The sequence below is a fragment of the Schaalia radingae genome (assembly GCF_900106055.1).
Lineage (GTDB): Bacteria > Actinomycetota > Actinomycetes > Actinomycetales > Actinomycetaceae > Pauljensenia > Pauljensenia radingae_A.
In genome coordinates this window covers 2,232,470-2,251,286 of the sequence record NZ_LT629792.1, presented here as the reverse complement: position 1 = coordinate 2,251,286, position 18,817 = coordinate 2,232,470, and the positions used below count along the sequence as shown (strand labels likewise).

Annotated in this window: 16 protein-coding genes; 11 read left to right on the top strand and 5 right to left on the bottom strand. The window is 60.9% G+C overall.

The genetic code is table 11. From position 1 onward, the window contains the following. The 3 genes from BLT69_RS09915 to BLT69_RS09905 are packed head-to-tail and all read right to left on the bottom strand — an operon-like array spanning position 1 to position 5,343. A complete protein-coding gene (locus BLT69_RS09915; RefSeq protein ID WP_092648942.1) occupies positions 1–933 on the bottom strand; it encodes a carbohydrate ABC transporter permease in 933 nt (310 codons plus the stop codon). After that, positions 930–2,303, bottom strand: a complete 1,374-nt coding sequence (locus BLT69_RS09910; protein WP_092648941.1) for an extracellular solute-binding protein — start codon at positions 2,301–2,303, stop codon at positions 930–932. The genes BLT69_RS09915 and BLT69_RS09910 overlap by 4 nt, the downstream gene beginning before the upstream one ends. 13 nt (positions 2,304–2,316) lie before the next feature. Next, on the bottom strand, positions 2,317–5,343 hold the full coding sequence (locus tag BLT69_RS09905) for an alpha-mannosidase (RefSeq protein ID WP_092648940.1): 3,027 nt from the start codon (positions 5,341–5,343) through the stop codon (positions 2,317–2,319). A 135-nt stretch (positions 5,344–5,478) separates the two neighbouring features. Here BLT69_RS09905 and BLT69_RS09900 point away from each other — a divergent pair, with 135 nt between their 5' ends. The 3 genes from BLT69_RS09900 (at position 5,479) to BLT69_RS09890 (ending at position 8,902) form a co-directional block, all read left to right on the top strand. Then, entirely contained in the window at positions 5,479–6,825 is a 1,347-nt protein-coding gene (locus BLT69_RS09900; RefSeq protein ID WP_257590323.1) for an MFS transporter, read from the top strand. Then, positions 6,822–7,517, top strand: a complete 696-nt coding sequence (locus tag BLT69_RS09895; RefSeq protein ID WP_092648938.1) for a ChbG/HpnK family deacetylase — start codon at positions 6,822–6,824, stop codon at positions 7,515–7,517. The genes BLT69_RS09900 and BLT69_RS09895 overlap by 4 nt, the downstream gene beginning before the upstream one ends. A 125-nt stretch (positions 7,518–7,642) precedes the next feature. Further along, entirely contained in the window at positions 7,643–8,902 is a 1,260-nt protein-coding gene (locus BLT69_RS09890) for a hypothetical protein (protein ID WP_157886405.1), read from the top strand. Between the two features lie 9 nt (positions 8,903–8,911). Here the strand turns inward: BLT69_RS09890 and BLT69_RS09885 are convergent, their stop codons facing one another. After that, positions 8,912–9,682 (bottom strand): alpha/beta hydrolase, encoded by a 771-nt coding sequence (locus tag BLT69_RS09885; RefSeq protein WP_092648936.1) that lies wholly within the window; start codon positions 9,680–9,682, stop codon positions 8,912–8,914. A 100-nt stretch (positions 9,683–9,782) separates the two neighbouring features. On the opposite strand from BLT69_RS09885, the gene BLT69_RS09880 reads away from it, so the two are divergent. The 8 genes from BLT69_RS09880 to BLT69_RS09845 all read left to right on the top strand — a co-directional run bounded on the left by BLT69_RS09880 (position 9,783) and on the right by BLT69_RS09845 (position 16,586). Continuing rightward, positions 9,783–10,067: a YtxH domain-containing protein gene (locus BLT69_RS09880; protein WP_058237509.1), complete on the top strand. Its 285-nt coding sequence runs from the start codon at positions 9,783–9,785 to the stop codon at positions 10,065–10,067. Positions 10,068–10,210: 143 nt separating this feature from the next. Beyond that, the gene (locus BLT69_RS09875) at positions 10,211–11,251 is read left to right on the top strand and encodes a VIT1/CCC1 transporter family protein (protein WP_092649157.1); all 1,041 of its coding nucleotides are present in this window, start codon (positions 10,211–10,213) and stop codon (positions 11,249–11,251) included. 19 nt (positions 11,252–11,270) lie between these two features. Beyond that, a complete protein-coding gene (locus BLT69_RS09870; protein ID WP_070725480.1) occupies positions 11,271–12,026 on the top strand; it encodes a trimeric intracellular cation channel family protein in 756 nt (251 codons plus the stop codon). After that, entirely contained in the window at positions 12,026–12,667 is a 642-nt protein-coding gene (locus tag BLT69_RS09865) for an SOS response-associated peptidase (protein WP_092648935.1), read from the top strand. Before BLT69_RS09870 ends, BLT69_RS09865 begins: the two co-directional genes overlap by 1 nt. 34 nt (positions 12,668–12,701) lie before the next feature. Further along, positions 12,702–14,156, top strand: coding sequence for an amino acid permease (locus tag BLT69_RS09860; protein WP_257525588.1), 1,455 nt, complete (start codon positions 12,702–12,704; stop codon positions 14,154–14,156). A 49-nt stretch (positions 14,157–14,205) separates the two neighbouring features. Further along, positions 14,206–14,868: an HNH endonuclease family protein gene (locus BLT69_RS09855; protein WP_058237505.1), complete on the top strand. Its 663-nt coding sequence runs from the start codon at positions 14,206–14,208 to the stop codon at positions 14,866–14,868. A gap of 17 nt (positions 14,869–14,885) precedes the next feature. Then, positions 14,886–15,737 carry a DUF5926 family protein gene (locus BLT69_RS09850; RefSeq protein WP_058237504.1) on the top strand — a complete coding sequence of 284 codons (852 nt, stop codon included), beginning with the start codon at positions 14,886–14,888 and terminating at the stop codon, positions 15,735–15,737. 39 nt (positions 15,738–15,776) lie between these two features. Next, the gene (locus BLT69_RS09845; RefSeq protein ID WP_257525587.1) at positions 15,777–16,586 is read left to right on the top strand and encodes a glycosyltransferase family 2 protein; all 810 of its coding nucleotides are present in this window, start codon (positions 15,777–15,779) and stop codon (positions 16,584–16,586) included. On the opposite strand, the gene BLT69_RS09840 is transcribed toward BLT69_RS09845, so the two are convergent. Continuing rightward, entirely contained in the window at positions 16,510–18,810 is a 2,301-nt protein-coding gene (locus tag BLT69_RS09840; RefSeq protein ID WP_092648934.1) for a heavy metal translocating P-type ATPase, read from the bottom strand. The genes BLT69_RS09845 and BLT69_RS09840 overlap by 77 nt on opposite strands. Positions 18,811–18,817: the final 7 nt, after the last annotated feature.

Here is an 18,817-nt window from a genome sequence, read left to right as displayed (position 1 = left end):
TCAGTCCACCTCCGGTTTGAGGACCTTGATGTAGACCAGCGCAAACAGGGCACCGAGGATCAGGGTCACGGTGGCGATTGCGGTGCCGTATCCGACCTGGGAGAACTTGAATGCGCGCTGGAACGCCAGAACAGGAAGAGTTGATGACTGGGTCCCGGGCCCGCCACCTGTCATGACCCAGATCAGTGTGAAGACACCCAGAGTCTGCAACGTGGTGAGCAGAAGGTTGGTTGAAATCGATCCCTTGATAATCGGTATTGTCACGTGGATCAGTCTCTGCCATCCGCCTGCCCCGTCGATCATGGCGGCTTCCTGCACATCAGCTGGCACGTTCGAAAGAGCTGCCGCATACACCATCATGGAAAAAGCTGTTCCGCGCCAGATGTTGGCGATGATGACCGACAGCATCGGGAAGCCAATGAGCCACGAGGGGCCATGGAGGCCGATCATCTCCAGGAAGGAGTTGAGCATTCCGTCTTTCTGGAAGAATGCATACAAGGCGAACGCGGCGACAATTTCAGGCAGAACCCACGCGATAATGACAAGAGTGCCCACACATGTCGCCACCCATCTGGGGACGCGTCGCATCAGCAGTGCAACCGACATGCCCAGGACGTTCTGGCCGATAACTGCGGAGGCAAGGACGAATACGACTGTCAGCAGCACTGACTTCCAGAATTCAGGCGCGCCCAGAAGAGCCTTGTAGTTATCCAGTCCCACGAACTGTGGCTCAGCCGCGCGAATTCCCGTCATGGCCTGGTTTGTCAGGGATCCGTACAGTGAATAGGCGATTGGTCCGGCCAGAAAAACTGCCATCAGCAGCAGCGCCGGTGCCAGCGCGCCGAACTCGGCGAGACGCCGGGCAGTCGATCGGGTTTGTCCCAACGATGCGCCTGCCCGGACAGTCTCACGTTCTAAATGACCAGTACTCATTGAGCTGCCTGTGTGTTTTCTTCTCCGACGATGCCGATCAATGCTTGGTCGTACTGCTCAGCAGCTTGCTCCGGAGTGGCTTCGCCGGTGACCATCGACTCGGTTGCCACTTGGATATTCGAAGAAATCTGGGAGTAGTCCGGTGTTGCCGGCCTGAAATGCGTGTACTGCACCAGACCGGAGAAGAACTCGAAAGACTCGTTGTAGTTCAAATACTCTGGGTCTTCCTGAACATCCCGGCGCACGGCAATTTGAGACTCGGTGGTGTCATAGAGCTTGGAGTTTTCCATATTTGTGGCGATGGAAATGAAGTCGAACGCTGCCTGCGGGTTGGCGGTCGACCCGCCGATGGACAAGAGCCATCCACCAGACATGGACGTGAATCCTGGTTTCTGACCATTCTGAGTCGGCATCTTCGCAAAGCCGATCTTATCGGCCCATTCGTCCCACTCTTGTTCGCCTTCGATCCAGCTTCCCGGTACCCACGAACCGTCCATGACGATACCAACCTTGCCTGCGGGTAGGAGCTCATGCGATGTCTTGTCTCCAACGGAAGATTCTAACGCAATATCGAGTGGCAATCCGAGTTCTTCGTCAGTCACTGTCTTATAGAATCCCAGAGCATCGCGGAATCCTTTCGACCCGGTGATCCATTTTTGGGACTCTTCGTCATACAGCGTGTCATCTGTGCCGTACAGCAGCATTTCAAAGCCCTGCATGGTTGATGCTTCACCAGCAGCTTTGCCGCCGTAAATCGCCAGCGGAATGGCGTCAGCCTTTTGTTTAATCGTCCTGGCCGCGTCAAGAATCTCATCCCAGTTCTTCGGCTGCCAGTCCTCGGGTAATCCGGCTTCTTTGAAGACGTCCTTGTGGAAGTACAGTGCGCGTGTATCTGTTCCCAAGGAGACTCCATACGTCTTTCCGTCGGTTGCGACACCGGCCTGTTGCGCGGATTTGTCGAACTGATCCCAGTCCTCCCACTGATCGAGGAACTCATCCATCGGGTACAGGTACCCCGCTTCAGCGTCCGGCATGACCTGGAATGTGTCCTCATAGATGACATCAGGTGCGGTCGAAGGCGAGCCGTTCATCAACGCGAGCTTGGTGAAGTACTGATCTTGATCAGCCTCAATAGGCTGCATGTTGACAGTAATGCCCTCATGGGACGCTTCAAATTCGGTCTTCGCTTTTTCCAGCATGTTTTCAAGCTGGTGGAAGGCAGCAGTCTTCTGATACGCGATGGTCAGTGTGTTGGGATCGCCATTTCCAGCTGAACCACTTTGTCCAGATTGACTTCCACCGGAACATGCAGCCATCCCCAACAGCGCTGCACTGCACAGGATTGCGGTTGCCGCATACTTCTTTCTCATTTTCTACTCCTAGTTAGTTGCGATGCATACGAACTGTCACCAGTTCGAATGGCTTGAGATCAACGTCGAAGCCGCTTTCATCGGCGCGAAGGTCAGCCTCGTCCTCGCACTCGCGCTCCAGTCCATCCACCAGGCCAATCGACGCCAGGTCGGGAATATCGACACTGAATCGCGCCGTGGTGCGCCCGCCTCTTGTTTCATGGAAGCGCACGATCACGTCACCGGATTCGTCATCAGCCAGCTTGACTGCCTCAATCAGGGCATGCCCGCTGTCCAGTGTCACCAGTGCCGGCACGTCATGGTCGCCTCGCACTTCGCGCACCGGCAGGTTCATGCGCTGTCCTTGCGCGATCGCATCGTCAATCTCAGCTCCGACGGTCAGGGAGGTGCGCAGGACGTGGTGGCCCTGATCGGCATCCGGATCCGGAGCCATCGGCGCGCGCAGCAGTGACTCACCGATCTGTACGAACGGCCTGCCCTCGTCACTGCGCATGCGTACGAACGAGTGCCCATAGGTGCGGTCGTTGGCCACGGCCACGCCGAAGTCATCTTCTGCCACGCGCACCCACCGCAGTCCCACAGTTTCAAAGCGCGCGTGCTCCCACGACGTGTTCTCGTGAATGGGGCGCGTGATATGTCCGCACTGAATTTCGGATTGGGCGGTTGTGGTCAGCACGTCCACCGGCAACTCCAGTTTGAGCATCCGTCGGCGCTCATGCCACTCGACTTCAGTCGTGAAATCAACCGTCGCAGAATCGGGCGCGATGCGCATCGTCTGAACGAACGTCGACGTGCCCCAGGACCGCTCACACGTCACGACGGCAGCACCGTCTTCTTCACGCACATCCAGAGCGTCCACCGAGTCAATCGGGTTCGGGTGGCGACGGTAATCACCGTCGATATTCCACGCATCCCAGTCCACCGGAATGTCGCGGTACGCGTTGAGTCTGCCGAGCACCTGTCCTGCCGGCACAACCTCACGATTACGGCGCGCATCCACCAACGAGTCAATCAAACCGTCCCGCGTGACATGTACGTTCAGCACGCCGTTCGAGATCTGCCAGCCGTCGTCGCCCTCGTCAACGGTGATGGACGAGGGAGCCTGCGCGCTGACGCGTCCGATCACTCCAGCACTCACGCCACGCTGCTCGGCGGACGAGGCGTTCGCGGTGAGCGGGGTCTCACCGTTGCCGGCAACAATGCTGAGCGCGTCATTGATCAGGGTGTTCAGGCGCTCCATGAGGCGCTCGAAGGTTTCTTCAGCTTCGCGGTGGACCCACGCGATTGAGGATCCGGGCAGGATGTCATGGAATTGCAGCAGGAGGACTTCCTGCCAGATCTCGTGCAGCTCATCGTAGGGGTAGTCGGCACCGGTGCGCACCGCTGCCTGCGTCCACCAGTATTCGGCCTCGCGCAGCAGATGCTCGCAGCGTCGGTTCCCACGCTTGGTGCGCGCCTGCGAGGTGAGCACGCCGCGATGGTTCTCCAGGTACAGTTCGCCCACCCACGTCGGCGCATCGGGATATTCGGCCTGCGCGTCGACAAAAAAGTCGGTCGGTGAGGCGATGCGCACGCGCGGGGAGCCTTCCAGGTCTTTTTGCCTGTGCGCGTTGGCCAGCATTTCCCTGGTCGGGCCGCCGCCGCCGTCACCGTAGCCGAACGGCACCAGCGTCTTGGATGCTCCGCCGTTGTCGCGGAATGTGCTTTCAGCGTGATGCAGTTCGGTCGGGCTGAGCGTGGAGTTGTAGGTGTCAACGGGTGGAAAGTGCGTGAAGATACGCGACCCGTCGATTCCTTCCCACCACAGGGTGTGATGCGGGAACGTGTTCGTCTCATTCCACGACAGCTTCTGCGTGAGCATCCATTTCATACCCATGTGCCGTGCGATGGTCGGCAGTGCTGCCGAGTATCCGAAGGAGTCCGGCAGCCACACGTGTTCGGGCATGACGCCGAATTCGCGCTGGAAGAATCGCTGGCCTTCCAGGAACTGTCGAACCATTGCCTCCCCGCCGATCATGTACGGGTCGGATTCGATCCACTGGCCTCCGACGACTACCCACCTGCCTTCGGCAACGCGCTGACGCAGGCGCGCGAACACGTCAGGGTGCTCGTCACGCAGCCACTGATACTGCTGGGCTGAGGAGGCGGCGAACATGACGTCGGGGTCGACGTCCATCAGGTGCAGGACATTCGACCACGTGCGCGCCACTTTGCGTCGCGTCTCTCGCAGCGGCCACAGCCACGCCGAATCGATATGCGCATGTCCGATCGCGTATGCGGTGGTCGCTGACGCGGAGGCCGGAGCGCTCAAAACATCGCTGAGCATCTGCCTCGCCTCGTGTGCGCTGCCCGAAAGATCGTCATAGTCGAGGGCGTCCAACGCGCGGTCAAGTCCGCGGATGATCTGTTCGCGCCTGGGTGAGTCGACGACGGTCACGAGGTCATTCAGCACGGTCAGGTCAGCCTGGAGTGCTTCAACCGTGGTGTCGATGGCGCGCAGTTCGCACGTAGTCATTGTGTAGATCGACTCTGTGCCGGCTGTTTCTTTCGAGCCCATCGTCGGTGGTGTCACCCAGTCACCTTCGATGACATTCGGGTTGGCGGCCGCTTCGATGAAGAGCTCGAATTCTTCACCGGGCGCTGCCTCGATCGGAATGTAACGGTTGAGTGGTTCGAGCGCCTTAATCATCGTGCCGTCTGGCCGATATGCTGCGCCTTCTGCCTGGAAACCGGGGCCGGCGTCGGAAAATCCCAGGTCAACGATGATTTCGTGGCGGCGCTGATCGGAGGCCTGGTTCCATTCCTGTGGTACGCGTCCGCTGACGTGGAACCATGTCGTGCCCCAGGGGTGCGACCATGCGTAGGGCAGGCTGATGTCGGAGTATTCCTGTGTGACTGCCTCGTCGAAGGGGACGGGTTCGTCGGGCACTTCCCATGCGGTAAGGGTCAGATCTGCTCGTTCGATCGTGACACCCGGGGTGAGCCAGTCGCGCAGTACGCGTGACACCTGGCGGCGGGTGCGTGAACTTTCATCGAACATGAGGCTCCTTTGGCTCGAATTGTGATGTGTTCCTCTCTATTATCCATCATTATTGATGTATTTGAAGAGGGGATGGATCATGAATCATCCTCAAACGTAAAATGTATGCATAATGAGGCGTGCTACGATGCTGCTGTGACCGCCATCTCACCTGAGCGTCGACAGACGCCGCCGTGGCGTTTCGCCATCGGCATGTTTGGCACATCGATTCCCATCAATGTCATCAAAGGGTCGATGCTGTATTTCTACGTGTCGGTCCTCGGTATGGATGCTGCCATCTACGCCGCCGTCTACACGGTCTACGGGATTATTGACGCCATCGACAACCCGATCTTCGGGTACTTCTCGGACCGCACGCGCTCCCGTTGGGGCAGGCGCCGTCCTTACCTCATCGTCGGTGCACTGGTGCTGCTGATCGGCATGATCGCACTGTTCTGGGTGCCTGACGCCGTCGTCGCGGCGAAGACAACATCGCTGGTCGCCTGGTTCGCCACGTTCGCCATCTTGTCCGAAGCGGCCGATTCCATGATCAACGCGGCCTACGGGTCGCTGCTGCCGGAACTGTTCCCGCAGGAAAAGCGACGCGCCCTCGCCAATTCGCTGCGACAGGGATTCCAGTTGGTCGCCATGATCTTCTCCCTCGGCCTTACCCCACTGCTGGCCCGCAACATCCTGGGATGTGACGTCAGGGATGCAGCGTGTGCTGATCCGACCGTGGGATACGAGCGCCTCGCCGTCATCTACGGTGTTATCGCCGCTGCAGTCATCATCTTCATGGCGCTGGGGATCCACGAACGCCACGGCGACGTCGAAGAAAAACGCCCGACGTTCCTGCGATCCATCCGCGACATCGTCACCAACCGCTACTTCTGGACGATCGGCGTGGTCTCAGCACTGTATGGCGCGTCGATGGCGATGCTCATGGGTGGTCTGCAGTTTTACGTGGACTACGCGCTGGGTGGCGGCGCGCTGGAAGCCACCATCATGCAAGGTGTCGTCATCTTCACGTCACTGGGATCACTCGCCATCTGGACCTCGATCGTGCGCAGACGCGGCGCGGCGTGGACATGGCGCCTGGCCCTGCCGGTATGCGCACTGACCTTTGTGCCACTGTTCTTTGCCCACAACCTCATCACCGGCATCCTGTGCGGAATCTGCGTGGCGTTCGGCTGGTCCGGTATGCTCGCCACCAACGACCTGATCTTCGCCCGCGTTCTTGACGAGGATGCCCGCAAGACTGGCATCCATCGCGAAGGGATCTTCCTGTCGGCATTCGGCGTGCTCGGCCGTCTCAATGCGATCCCGACCTCCATTGCGTTGCTGTCGCTGGGCTGGTTCTTCGGATATCGTTCCGGGGAGGTGCCCGGCCCTGACCCGGCGATGGCGTGGCGCGTCTACATGGCCATCTATCCGCTGGTATTCATGCTGATCGGCACGCTGATCTCGCGCTTCATTCGCCTTCCGGAAGCCGACGAAGCATGAGTGCCGAGCGTCGCATCGTCATTACCGCTGATGACTTTGGCATGAACCCCGCGTCCTCGCGCATCGTGTGCGACCTTGTCGCCAGCGGCCGTGTCAGTGCCGTGACCGCCCTCGCCAATTCTGACGACCTGCCCGCGCAGCTGAACATGCTGCGAGACGCCGGACTGAGCAGCGTCGGCCTGCATCACGAAGCAACCGGAGGTGAGATCGCCGATGAGCTGCGCGAACAGCATTCGCGCTTGACTGACTGCGGGATGGACGTCATACGGCTTGATTCGCATTGCGGCGCGTTGTATACGCCCGAGGCGCTCCCCGCCGCACTCGAATTCTGCACCCACTTTTCGTTGGCTCTTCGCATGCCGCGCACCTTCCCCACACAGTTTTTTGCCGAGGGCGACTCGTCGATGCGTTCTCTGCATGCTCAAGCCGTTGAGGCGGCTGATGCGATGGGGGTGGCTCTGCCGGACGTGATGCTCACCAATACGACGCCGTATCAAGACGTCGCCAGCTACGAGCAGCTACGGGACAGTTATATTGCAATGCTGGATGCTGTGCCTGTCGGGGTCAGTGAAGTGTTTGTGCATCCCGGTGTCGATGATCAAAAGCGGCAGTGGGAGGCGCGGCTCGTCGTTGACTCACAATGGCTGGAAGCACTGGAGGAGCGCGATATTCGCGTGGTCGATCGCTGGTAGCTGGTAACTGGTAGTGGTGGCGATCGTGACGCCGGTCGATAGTGTGACACACATCACTTAAATCAGGATGGTTGTTGGCTGTGTGTGGAACGCAGATGCCAGTGGGTGCTGCCACAATAGAACACATGTTCGACAAAACACGTGTTCCGCAGCTCGCGCAGGACGATGCCATAGCTCGCATCGATGCCCTGCGTGAGGCGGACACGCGCTGGAAACAGGCCGAAGCTGATCGTGCCCGTCTTGTCGTCGACTCTGTCCTGGCTGTCAGCCGCGCAGCTCCTGCAGATGAAGAGCGTGTCATTCGCAGTGGCGCGGGTACACCCCTGATTGCCGAGTTCGCTCACCTGGAGGTGGCAGCTGCTCTGGGATGCTCCCCGCACGTGACGCTGAACCTTATTTCAGACCTGCTTGACCTGCGTTTCCGCATGCCGCGCCTGTGGCAGCGCATACTGGATCTGGACGTGCCCGTGTGGAAGGCGCGCGCTATCACGATGCGCACCACCAGTTTGTCGCTGGACGTGTGCAGGGAAGTTGATCGCCGAATCGGCGACATCGGCACGTGGAGCAAAGAGCGCACCATTGAGCACATCAACGAGCTGATTGCCGAGGTTGACACCGAACGCATCGAACGATGCTTCGACTTGAAGAAGTCGCACCGCCGAGTCGCCTTCGACCGTGAGAGCTCGACGGATCTGGTGTATCTCGATGCCACCTTGAGCGTGACCGACGCGCAGCTTCTGGAAGGAACGGTCAACGCTTTGGCGCGCACGCTCGTGAGCGAACACCCCGACGAATCTCTGGACGAGCGCAAGTCCCGCGCCCTGGGAATTCTGGCGACGCCCGCCTATGCGCTTGCGCGCCTGGAAGGCGCCACTGGTAAGGCGCTTGATCGCACCCGCCCGCCTGCCACGCTTCACCTGCATATCAACGCTGCGTCGCCGCGACTGGTACACGGTGACAGGTGCGGCACGATCCCGGCGCAGGCTCTTTCCGACCTGCTGGCTCACTGCCACGTCACAGTGCGTCCCGTCCTTGACCTCAACAGCAACCGTGCGGTCGACCGACATGACCCACCGCCATTGATGCGCCATGCGATGCATATTCGCGAGCCCGTCGAAGTCTTCCCGTACTCCACGATGCGCTCCTCGGCATGCGACCTTGACCATACCGTTCCGTATGACCCGCACGGGCCAAAGGGGCAGACCTGCCTGGGCAATCTCGGTCCGCTCTCACGTACCGTGCACCGCGCCAAGACGCATTCACGCTGGCACCTGACTCAGCACCGACCGGGAATATACGAGTGGACATCTCCACTGGGGTACCGCTACAGCGTCACCCACGGCAAGACTCGATACCGCGGACACCGCCGACCTCAGCGCGAATAGGCCTGCCGACTATCGACGAATCGGAACGTGCGTGCGTGACCACTCAAGCGACAGATCCATAAGCGTTTGAGCGTCTTCACCTGCGCCGAAATGCGAGCCGTGAATGACCTGGACGGAACTTCCCAGCGGCAGCTCCGGCATGACTTCCTCAGTCATTTCCACCAGGCCGATCTCCTCATCGTCGGCATCGTGAATGATCAGAACCGGCATGGTCAGGTGATCCACTGTCGCTTTCGTGTCGACCAGCGACAGATCCACCAGAGTCTGCCTGGAAATCGTGAAGTTCTGGCGAGGGCCGGGTGAATCGTCAGGGATGGTTGTGACGCCGTGACGCTCCAGTTCATCAAGCTGCTCGGAAGAAAAAATAGCCTGCCAGTCATACGACACGGGACCCAGTACCGCCCCGGACAGCACCATAGTTGTCGCTGCAGGTGGAGCAGCGTTCATGGCGACGGTGGCGCCGTAGGAGTGCGCGTGGATCAGCTGGCGATGGAAACCCTGGTCAGCCAGCCAGCCTGATGCGGCACGCAGATCCTCCGCGTGAGAGTCAAGAGTGATGATGTCATCGTCAGACAGCCCATGTCCCGAATAGTCAAATGCCAGCGTCGCATACCCCGCCGTGCGGTAGTGCCCGGCGAGGCGATCGAAGTGCCCGCCGGAGTGACGATCGGACAGGAACGAGTGAGAAAACAGCACGGCACAGTCAGTGCTGTCCACAGGGTTGACGAACGAACCCGACAGGCTGAGCCCGCGGGGTGTTTCAATCAAGACCTCACTCATACCTTCCAACCTAGCTATTTTTGTCAGTTCTGTGGCAAAAGCGTGAGACAATTCGCCCTAAGGAAAATACACTGGGTGTCGACGCGAGAGGAGATCGTCAATGGGAATGAAAATTGGACTCGCCCTCGGACTGGGAGTGGGGTACGTCCTCGGAACACGAGCCGGACGTGAACGCTACGAGAAGATCAAAGCCGCAGCGCACAAGCTTCGTGAACAGCCCTTCGTGTCGCGTCCCCTCGACAATGCCGGCCAGCGGGTATCCGAAGCGGTGCGCACCGGCGGCGAACGTGTAACCGACAAAGTTGCCGATGCTGTGAAGGAACGCCTTTTCGGCACACCGACCAGCACCTACGAATATGTCGACGTCGAGGTGGAAGAAGAATAATTCCGGACGCCCGAACGTCCTCTTTCGACGACGCTCGTGGACAACGCGGCGGTGGGAGTGCCACTGTAGTCACCGTGACGTCTGAACACACTCCGACCCGCGAACAGATACGCCGGTGGCGCAGGTACCTGGCTGAAGAACGCATGGAACAGGCGACCTACCGCCATCTCGCCGCTCGCCGAAAAGACGGCGACAGCCAGGTGCTGAACGCACTGGCAGACGCGGAAGAACGTCACGAAAAACACTGGCTCGACCTGCTTGGCCCTCATGCCTACCCTGAACCCAGGCCTTCGTTTCGCGCCCGGGCACGCGCATTTCTCGCACGCATGTTCGGAACAATCTTCGTTCTCGCGATGGCTCAACGATCCGAACAACGCACGGCGTACGACCAGGACGACGACGCGACCGCGCAGATGGCAGCCGACGAACACATACATGGCGAAGTGATCCGAGGCCTGACCGCACGATCGCGCCAGTCTCTGGCCGGCACGTTCCGCGCGGCAGTGTTCGGTGCCAACGACGGCCTCGTGTCCAATCTGGCGTTGATCCTGGGCATTGCGGCAACCGGCGTGAGCTCCAGGATTGTCCTCGTCACCGGCATCTCCGGCCTGCTCGCCGGCGCCCTCTCAATGGCAGCAGGGGAATGGGTCAGCGTGTCCAGTCAGCGTGAACTGCTCGACGCATCCCGGCCCGACTCACAGGCCCACCAGTCAGTGCCCGCCCTCGACGTGGATGCGAACGAACTGGCGCTGGTGTTCCGCGCTCGCGGCGAAACGCCTGAAGATGCAGCCGAACACGCGCACCGCGTCTTCCAGCAAGTCGCCGCCCATCCATCAGGCCAATCCGGACCGATCGCCGTGCGCACAGCGCTCAGTGGCAACGACTCTGGCGGTGCCGGTGAAGAAGTGGGGACCCCGTGGCGCGCGGCAATCAGCTCTTTCATCTTCTTTGCCGCTGGCGCGTTCATCCCGCTGATTCCGTATATTTTCGCGGCCGATGGCCTGCTCGCCGTCGTTATTGCCGCCGTGCTGGTGGGAATTTCGCTGCTGCTGACCGGCGGAATGGTGGGTGTGCTTTCTGGTCAGGACCCCATGCCTCGCGCATTCAGACAGTTGGCAATCGGATTTGGAGCAGCCGCCGTGACATACGCTCTGGGCTGGTTGTTCGGTACAACAGCACTTTAAAATCGACGATGTGACTTCTGTGCTCCATTCGCTCAACGATGCGCTTCCCGACATTTTTCGCGCCATCGACCTGATCGGCGTGGTGCTCAACGGCGTTCTGGGTGGCCGCCTGGCACGCATGAAAAGGTTCGACATCGTCGGATTCGGCGTCCTCGCCGTGATGTCTGCGCTGGCCGGCGGTATTCTGCGTGACGTCATGCTGCAGGTTGGCCCGCCGGCAGCACTCACCGATCCGTTCTACCTGGCAGCGGCGCTGGTCGGAGCCATCATCGCCTACATGTTCACGTTTGATTCACGGCGCTGGCAGATCGCCCTCGCCTTTGCTGACGGGACGGTACTGGGCTGCTGGGCAGCAACCGGAGCCGCGAAAACACTCGAAGCAGGGTTCGGCATCATGCCGGCACTGATCCTCGGGATGACCACCGCAATCGGCGGCGGCATGATCCGGGACATCGCAGCGGGAAACACGCCGATGGTGTTCGGAGGAAACAACCTGTACGCCACGCCTGCACTGGTGTCCTCCGCGATCATGGTGGCCTTCTGGAACTGGCACCTCGACACCATCGGAATGGCGACCGCAATCATAGTCGGGTCAGCATTCACATTCCTTGCTTTCCAGCGCTCCTGGCAGCTGCCGCGCAACTCGGAATGGTCACTTGCACACCTGTGGGGCCGTAACCGCGTGGAAACCGCCGCTGTGACCGCTGAAGCTGCAGCTCAGGCAGCGACCGACGCGCTCAACCAGATCCGTGAAGAACTCGATAAGGAGCAATAATGTGCGGACGGTTCGTCCTGTTCGGTAACGACGACGACATGCAGGACCTCTTCGAACTCGACCAGCTGCTGGGGCTTACCGTTCCGTCCTACAACATTGCGCCCACTCAGCCAATCCGCGTCATCATGGAACACTACGCCGACCGCCTTGTCCGCGTGATGACCGATGCGACATGGGGGCTTGTGCCAAGTTGGGCCAAACCCGGTTTTCGCCCCATGATCAACGCGCGCGCCGAAACAGTCACGGAAAAGCCGTCCTTCCGCGGCCCCGTCCGGCACCACCGCTGCCTCGTTCCCGCGAACGGATACTACGAGTGGCAAGGCAAGCAGCCCTGGTTTTTGTCCGCCGACGAGGGCGACCCCCTCATGGCCTTTGCAGGCATCTGCGACAGCTGGACATGTGCGATCCTGACACGCAGCGCGCCGGACGCCCTCGGCACTATTCATGACCGCACGCCGCTGATCGTGCCCAGGGAATTGTGGGGAGCATGGCTCGACCCGCACCTGGACCGTCCGGATGAGGTGCGCTCACTGATTGACGCTGTTCCCGAGCCACACCTGTTGCCGCGCCGCGTGGGCCGGGAAGTCGGGTCGGTGAAGAATAACGACCCGTCGCTGATCTCACCACTTGAGCGCGCATGACAGCGCACGAACGGAAAGTGTGAGAATCATGACTATGACTGAAACCAGAAAACCGCGCCGGTTCAAAACGCGCCACCTGTCAATGATTGCTCTTGGCTCAGCGATCGGTGCTGGGTTCTTTCTGGGGACCGGGCAGGCCATTGCATCGGCCGGACCGGCCGTTCTTGTGTCGTACCTGATTGCAGCGCTCATCGCGATCACTGTGATGTACTCGCTGGCGGAACTGTCAGCCGCGCTGCCGTCGACCGGATCGTTCTCCACATATGCCGAAGCCGGCATCGGACGGTGGGCCGGGTTCACGGTCGGATGGATGTACTGGTTCATGCTGATCATGGTGCTCGGCATGGAAATCACAGGTGCCGCACAGATCTTCGTGCAGTGGTTCCCTGCGGTCCCGCAGTGGATCGTCGCCCTCGTCATTGTGGTGGTGCTCGGCGGAGTCAACCTGATGGCAGCCGGTGACTTCGGTGAGGTCGAAGCGTGGCTGGCCGGAATCAAAGTCGCAGCCATCATTATGTTCCTGCTGATCGGCGTCGGTTTGCTGATCGGCTTCATTCCCGGCAAGACCGCCCCGGTGATGGAAACCGTCCTTGGCAACGGTGGGTTCGCACCGTTGGGCATGGCGGGCATCGCAACCGGCCTGCTCGCCATCATCACATCGTTCGGCGGCATTGAGATTGTGACGATTGCGGCCGCCGAAGCGGAAGACCCGCAGCGCGCCATGAGCAAGGCGATTCGCTCAGTACTGTGGCGCATCCTGGTGTTCTACGTCGGCTCGGTGATACTGCTGATCTGCCTGCTGCCGTGGAACTCGCCTGACATGGTGCTCAACCCGTTCGCAACGGTGCTGAACATGGCGGGTATCCCAGCTGTCGGCCGCATCATGGAAATCATCGTGTTCGTGGCCCTCGTCAGCGCTTTTTCAGCCAACGTCTACTCGTCGTCGCGTATGGCCTACTCGCTGTGCGCTCGCGGCATGGGCTCACCGTGGCTGCTGGGCGGGTCGGCAACTGCATCGGATTCGCCGGACGCACTCGCCCATGTGGTCACCGGCGATTCAAAGCGTGATCTTGAGGCCGTCATGGCGGAAGAGACTGCAGTCGGTGATATTGCACGAGGGCGAACCCCGCGCCGAGCCGTCAGCCTGTCAGTCATCCTCGCCCTGGTGTCGGTCGGTCTGAACTGGTGGCTGCCGGAGGCGATTCTGGGGATCCTGATCAACGCGATCGGCATGGTGCTGCTCATTGCGTGGGTCTTCATCATCATTTCGCAGATTCGTCTGCGCCCAATCCTGCGTGAAAATCATGACCTGCCGATCCGCATGCCCGGCTGGCCGTGGACGGGGTATCTGGCTCTGGCTGGCCTGGCCGTGATGGGTGTGCTCATGGCTCTGAGCCCCTCTGCGCGCCCGCAGCTGATCTCGATGCTCGGCTTGATGCTGATCATCATGGGGATCTACTGGATCCGCGAAAAACTGGCGCGGCGCTAGCCCTGTGGATAAGTCGGGCAGGTGCCGACGTGATGCTCATAATGAGTAGGTGCGTGGGCGATTCAGCATCGGCGATTTCATCATCGCGCTGGCAGTCATTGTGCTGCTGGCGTGGGTGTTGTGGCTGTTCATACCCGCCCCACGAGTCGAAGCTCCCGCCGGTCCCGCCGGTGACCAGCTTCGCACACTGATCGTACGCAGTGACGAGGGCGCCCCTGACTACAACCGGGACCAGTTTGGTCAGAAGTGGGCCGATGAGGACCATAACGGGTGCGACACTCGTAACGACATTCTGGCCCGTGACCTCGCGCGGCCAACGTTCAAGCCGAATACTCGCGACTGTGTGGTGCTCAGCGGAACACTGGCAGAACCCTACACGGGCAAGGTCATCGAATTTCAGCGAGGTCAGGACACGTCGACACTGGTGCAGATCGATCACGTCGTGGCGCTTGCCGACGCATGGAGATCGGGAGCCTGGCAATGGGACACAGCCCGCAGGCAGGCCTTCGCCAACGACCCGGACAATCTCCTGGCAGTTGACGGACAGGCCAACCAGGACAAGATGGCTGCTTCAGCTGATCAGTGGCTGCCACCTGACCGCAGTTTCCGCTGCGAATACGTGACGCGGCAGATCGCGGTGAAAGCCAAGTGGAAACTCACGGTGACCAGAGCGGAACACGATGCAATGGCACATGCGCTCGCACACTGTTAGCCAGTATTGTTGTGCGTATGGGTAAAGCAAGCCGTCGTAAAAAAGTACAACCCGGACGCAGCACGTACCGTCCGCCGATCCGCTTCGTGGAACGACCCTTTGACGGGCTTCCATGCGAAAGCGACCTGGTCGCCATGAGGGAAATCATTCCGTGTGCGCGCATGAGTGCCCGCACGACGGACGGCGTCGAATTCGACATAGTCTCACTGCTGCCAGACGGGCAGGGTGCCATGGTGCGCGGTGACGGCCGAATCATGGTGGGCATGCAAACGCGATTCCATTCCGGCGACCTGTCTCACGATGTGGGTGGCGCGTTGCAAGCCGCCCTCGACGCGAAAGACGAAGGTATCGTTGCCTTTGACGTGCGTGACCCCGCACCCAGGTTGCAGGAACTGCTGGAAAGCGCCGAACCGATGGAACTGTGCGACGATTTCTCATTCTGGTTCGACCCGACCGAAGAAATGTCCGAGGACATCCGCTCCACGATGGAGCAGACACGCAACGAACTGATCCCCACGCAGGAAGTCCCGGGAGCGCCCGGCATGTATTGGTGCGAAATGAACCGCAACTTCGTGCGCTACGTGACCGATGAGGACGAAAACAAGCTCTTTACCGCGCTGGCACGTATGCAGGTGGCCGGAGATGCCCACGTGGGGGAGGGTTCCCGCTTTGTCGGAGCCTTCCGCGCCTGCGGGCTGGCCATCCCCGTGTTCGAACTGGCAGAAGGAGTCAGCTCTGATGACGTGTCCAAGCCTGCGCAGAACTTCATCAGCAAGCTTGAGGACGCGCTCAATGCGACCGAAGCTCTGACACATGACGAGCGTCGAGCCAAACAGGGGCTTGTTTCTCGACAAGTCACCATCCGGTAGAGGTACAAGAAGAGGCAAAGTCGGAGTAAAGTTGTGGGCGTGAACGATTCGGGACCCCAACGCGTTGCCGCGATCATCTGGGCGCACGACGATGCTCATGACATTGCCTCCACAGTCCGATCCTGCCGCGCCATTCCCGCAGTCGATTTGCTCATAGTCGTCGATGACGGCTCCACTGACGAAACAGGCGCGCACGCGCGAATGGCAGGTGCCGTCGTTGTTCGACACTCAGTGCCGCGTGGACGCGCATCCGCGATGGAGACAGGCGTGAAAGTCGCAGCGATGCGTGACCGCGCCGACTGGCCACCACGCCTCCTGCTCTTCCTCTCATCCGACCTGGGCGAATCAGCCGTCGAAGCCGCCGTGCTGGTCGAAGCAGTGATGACCGGGATGGCGGACTGTGCCTGCGCCAGTGAGAAATCCAGTCGCCGCCTGCCCGCCGCACGGATAGCGCGTCGAGCCATCCGGCGCGCAACAGGGTGGGCACCTGAATCGCCCATGTCCGAAAATCGCTGCATCACGCGCGAAGCGCTGACAGCCATCATGCCTTTCGCCAACGGGTACGGGCTGGAACCCGCGATGACGATCGACCTGCTGATGCAAGGGTTCACCATGGTGGAGCTGCCGTGCGCATTCGTCCACTTGGGTGGAGATCGCACCCTCGGTGAACTCAACAAACCACAGCAGCTGATCGATACGCTGGTGGCGCTGACCGAACGCGGGCCACGCGTGCTGACGCGTTCGCCTTTGAGGCGCTCCGAGAGCCGCGCGTTTAAGCTGGGTGACCCGTATCCGCATCGGGCTGACGAGACCCCAGGGCGCGAATCCGACGCAGACGAAGAGAATTAGTCACCACGCACACCGATGACAACGCCATCGCGCCGGCTGCGATCATCGGGTTGAGCAGTCCTGCGACAGCCAGCGGAATGGCAGCCACGTTATAGCCGAACGCCCACACCAGGTTCTGCCGGATGACGCGCAGTGTCCGCCGTGACAGGTCGATTGCGGTGGCGGCTGCGCGCAGATCCGAGGACACCAACGTGATGTCAGCAACCTGGATCGCCACATCCGTTCCGGATCCCATCGCCATACCCAGCCCGCGATGTCCCGCCTGAGCGAGCGCCGCAGCGTCGTTGACGCCATCACCCACCATCGCCACAACGCGTCCCTCATCCTGCAGGCGCTTCACGACATCGCGCTTGTCATCCGGCAACACATCAGCGATCACGTGGGAAATGCCGACCTGGTCGGCTACCACGTCAGCAGCACCCTGATTGTCGCCGGTCAGCAGGATCGGCTCAATATCCAAGTTGCGGAACAGGCCGATTGCCTCAGCTGACGAGTCCTTCACCTGGTCGCGCAATACGATCACACCATGCACCTGCGCCCCGGTCAGTGGTGCGTCCAGCTGGCGGCCAATACTTGGTGCAGACGGCTCGGCAGTCTCACTGGTGCGCGAGCGCACACGCGCCTGGTACCCGGCAGCTTCCACAACGTGCACCAACTCATCGTCACCGTGGTCGCGGGTGAGCAGAATCGATGCGCTTTCGGTCGCCAGGTTGACGTGCGCCTCGACTCCATCAAGTTTGCCCAGCTTGCGTTCCACACGATTCACACACGACGCGCACGTCATTCCGCCCACCGCCATGTCAACACGGACCGGGCTCTCAGCGTCGCTTTCGTCGGCGTGGATTGTCGAGGGCGACTCATCCCACCCTGGAACGCTGGCCACCACGATGGGCGTTGCGCAACGCGATCGGGCAGTGCGCACGATGTCCTCGGGAATACTGATACCCAGCCCCGTGAACCACTCGGGCCTGCCCACCAGAGCCAAACCGCCGTCGATCAGAGCTGAGACACCCATGCCGGAATGGTTGACGAAGCGGCGAGTCGCAACGGGCGTGAGTGAGCGGGACTGTGTGGCGCGCACAATTGAGCGCGCCATCGGGTGTTCAGAGCGTGCCTCGATACCGGCTGCGAGGGCGAGCGTGACGTCGGGATCGCTTGACTCGACGTGTTCGACGGCCAGGTTGCCGGTTGTGACCGTGCCGGTCTTGTCCAGCACAATCGTGTCGATCTTGCGGGTTTCTTCGAGGATTTCAGCTGAGCGGATCACGATGCCCAGCTGGGAGGCGCGCCCTGAGCCGACCAGCAGGGCGGTGGGTGTGGCCAGTCCCAGCGCACACGGGCAGGCCACCACGAGCACGGCAACGGCGGCGGTGGCCGCGGCCTGAACGTCGCCAGAAAAGATGAGCCAGCCGATCAGTGTTGCCGCGGAAATCGCAAGCACGACCGGCACGAAAACCGAACTGATCGTGTCGGCCAGGCGCTGGATCGGTGCCTTCGTGGCCTGAGCTTCGCTGACCATGCGGCCGATCTTGGCCAACGCGGTGTCGGATCCAACTCGGCGGGCTTCCACTTCCAGAGCGCCCCACGTGTTGATCGTGGCACCTGCTACATCGTCACCGGGAGCAACATCGCGTGGAACGGACTCGCCGGTCAGCATCGACGTGTCAATGGCGGATTCGCCTGAGATGATGCGCCCATCTGTTGCGATGGATTCGCCGGGACGAACCTCGAACATGTCTCCGACCTGCAGGTCAGCGCTGTCGACGTCCTCGCGCGTCCCGTCAGGCAGAATGCGGTGCGCTGTGGTGGTGCCCATTGAGAGCAGTGAGCGCAGCGCGTCGCCGGCCCGATGCTTGGTGCGCGCCTCCGCATAGCGCCCGATCAGCAGGAACAGGACGATCACGCAGGCGCCCTCGAAATAGAGCATCGCGGATTCGCCGCCCCACAGCAGTGCCCACAGGCTCCACGCAGTTGAAGCGGTCACGCCCAGGGACACCAGTGTGTCCATTGTTGTTGTGCCGTGGCGTAGACCCTGGATGGCTGAGCGGTGGAAGGGCCACGCGCCCCATGTGACGACAGGTAGTGACAGGATGGCCACCACCCATTGCCAGCCCGGAAAATGCAGGCTGTGGAACATCGAAACGGTGGCAACGACCAGTGTGGGCGGCGCGGTGACGATGAGGCGGCGCCTGAGGTCTTGTGCGCGATCCAGCGCGCTGTGCATATAGCTC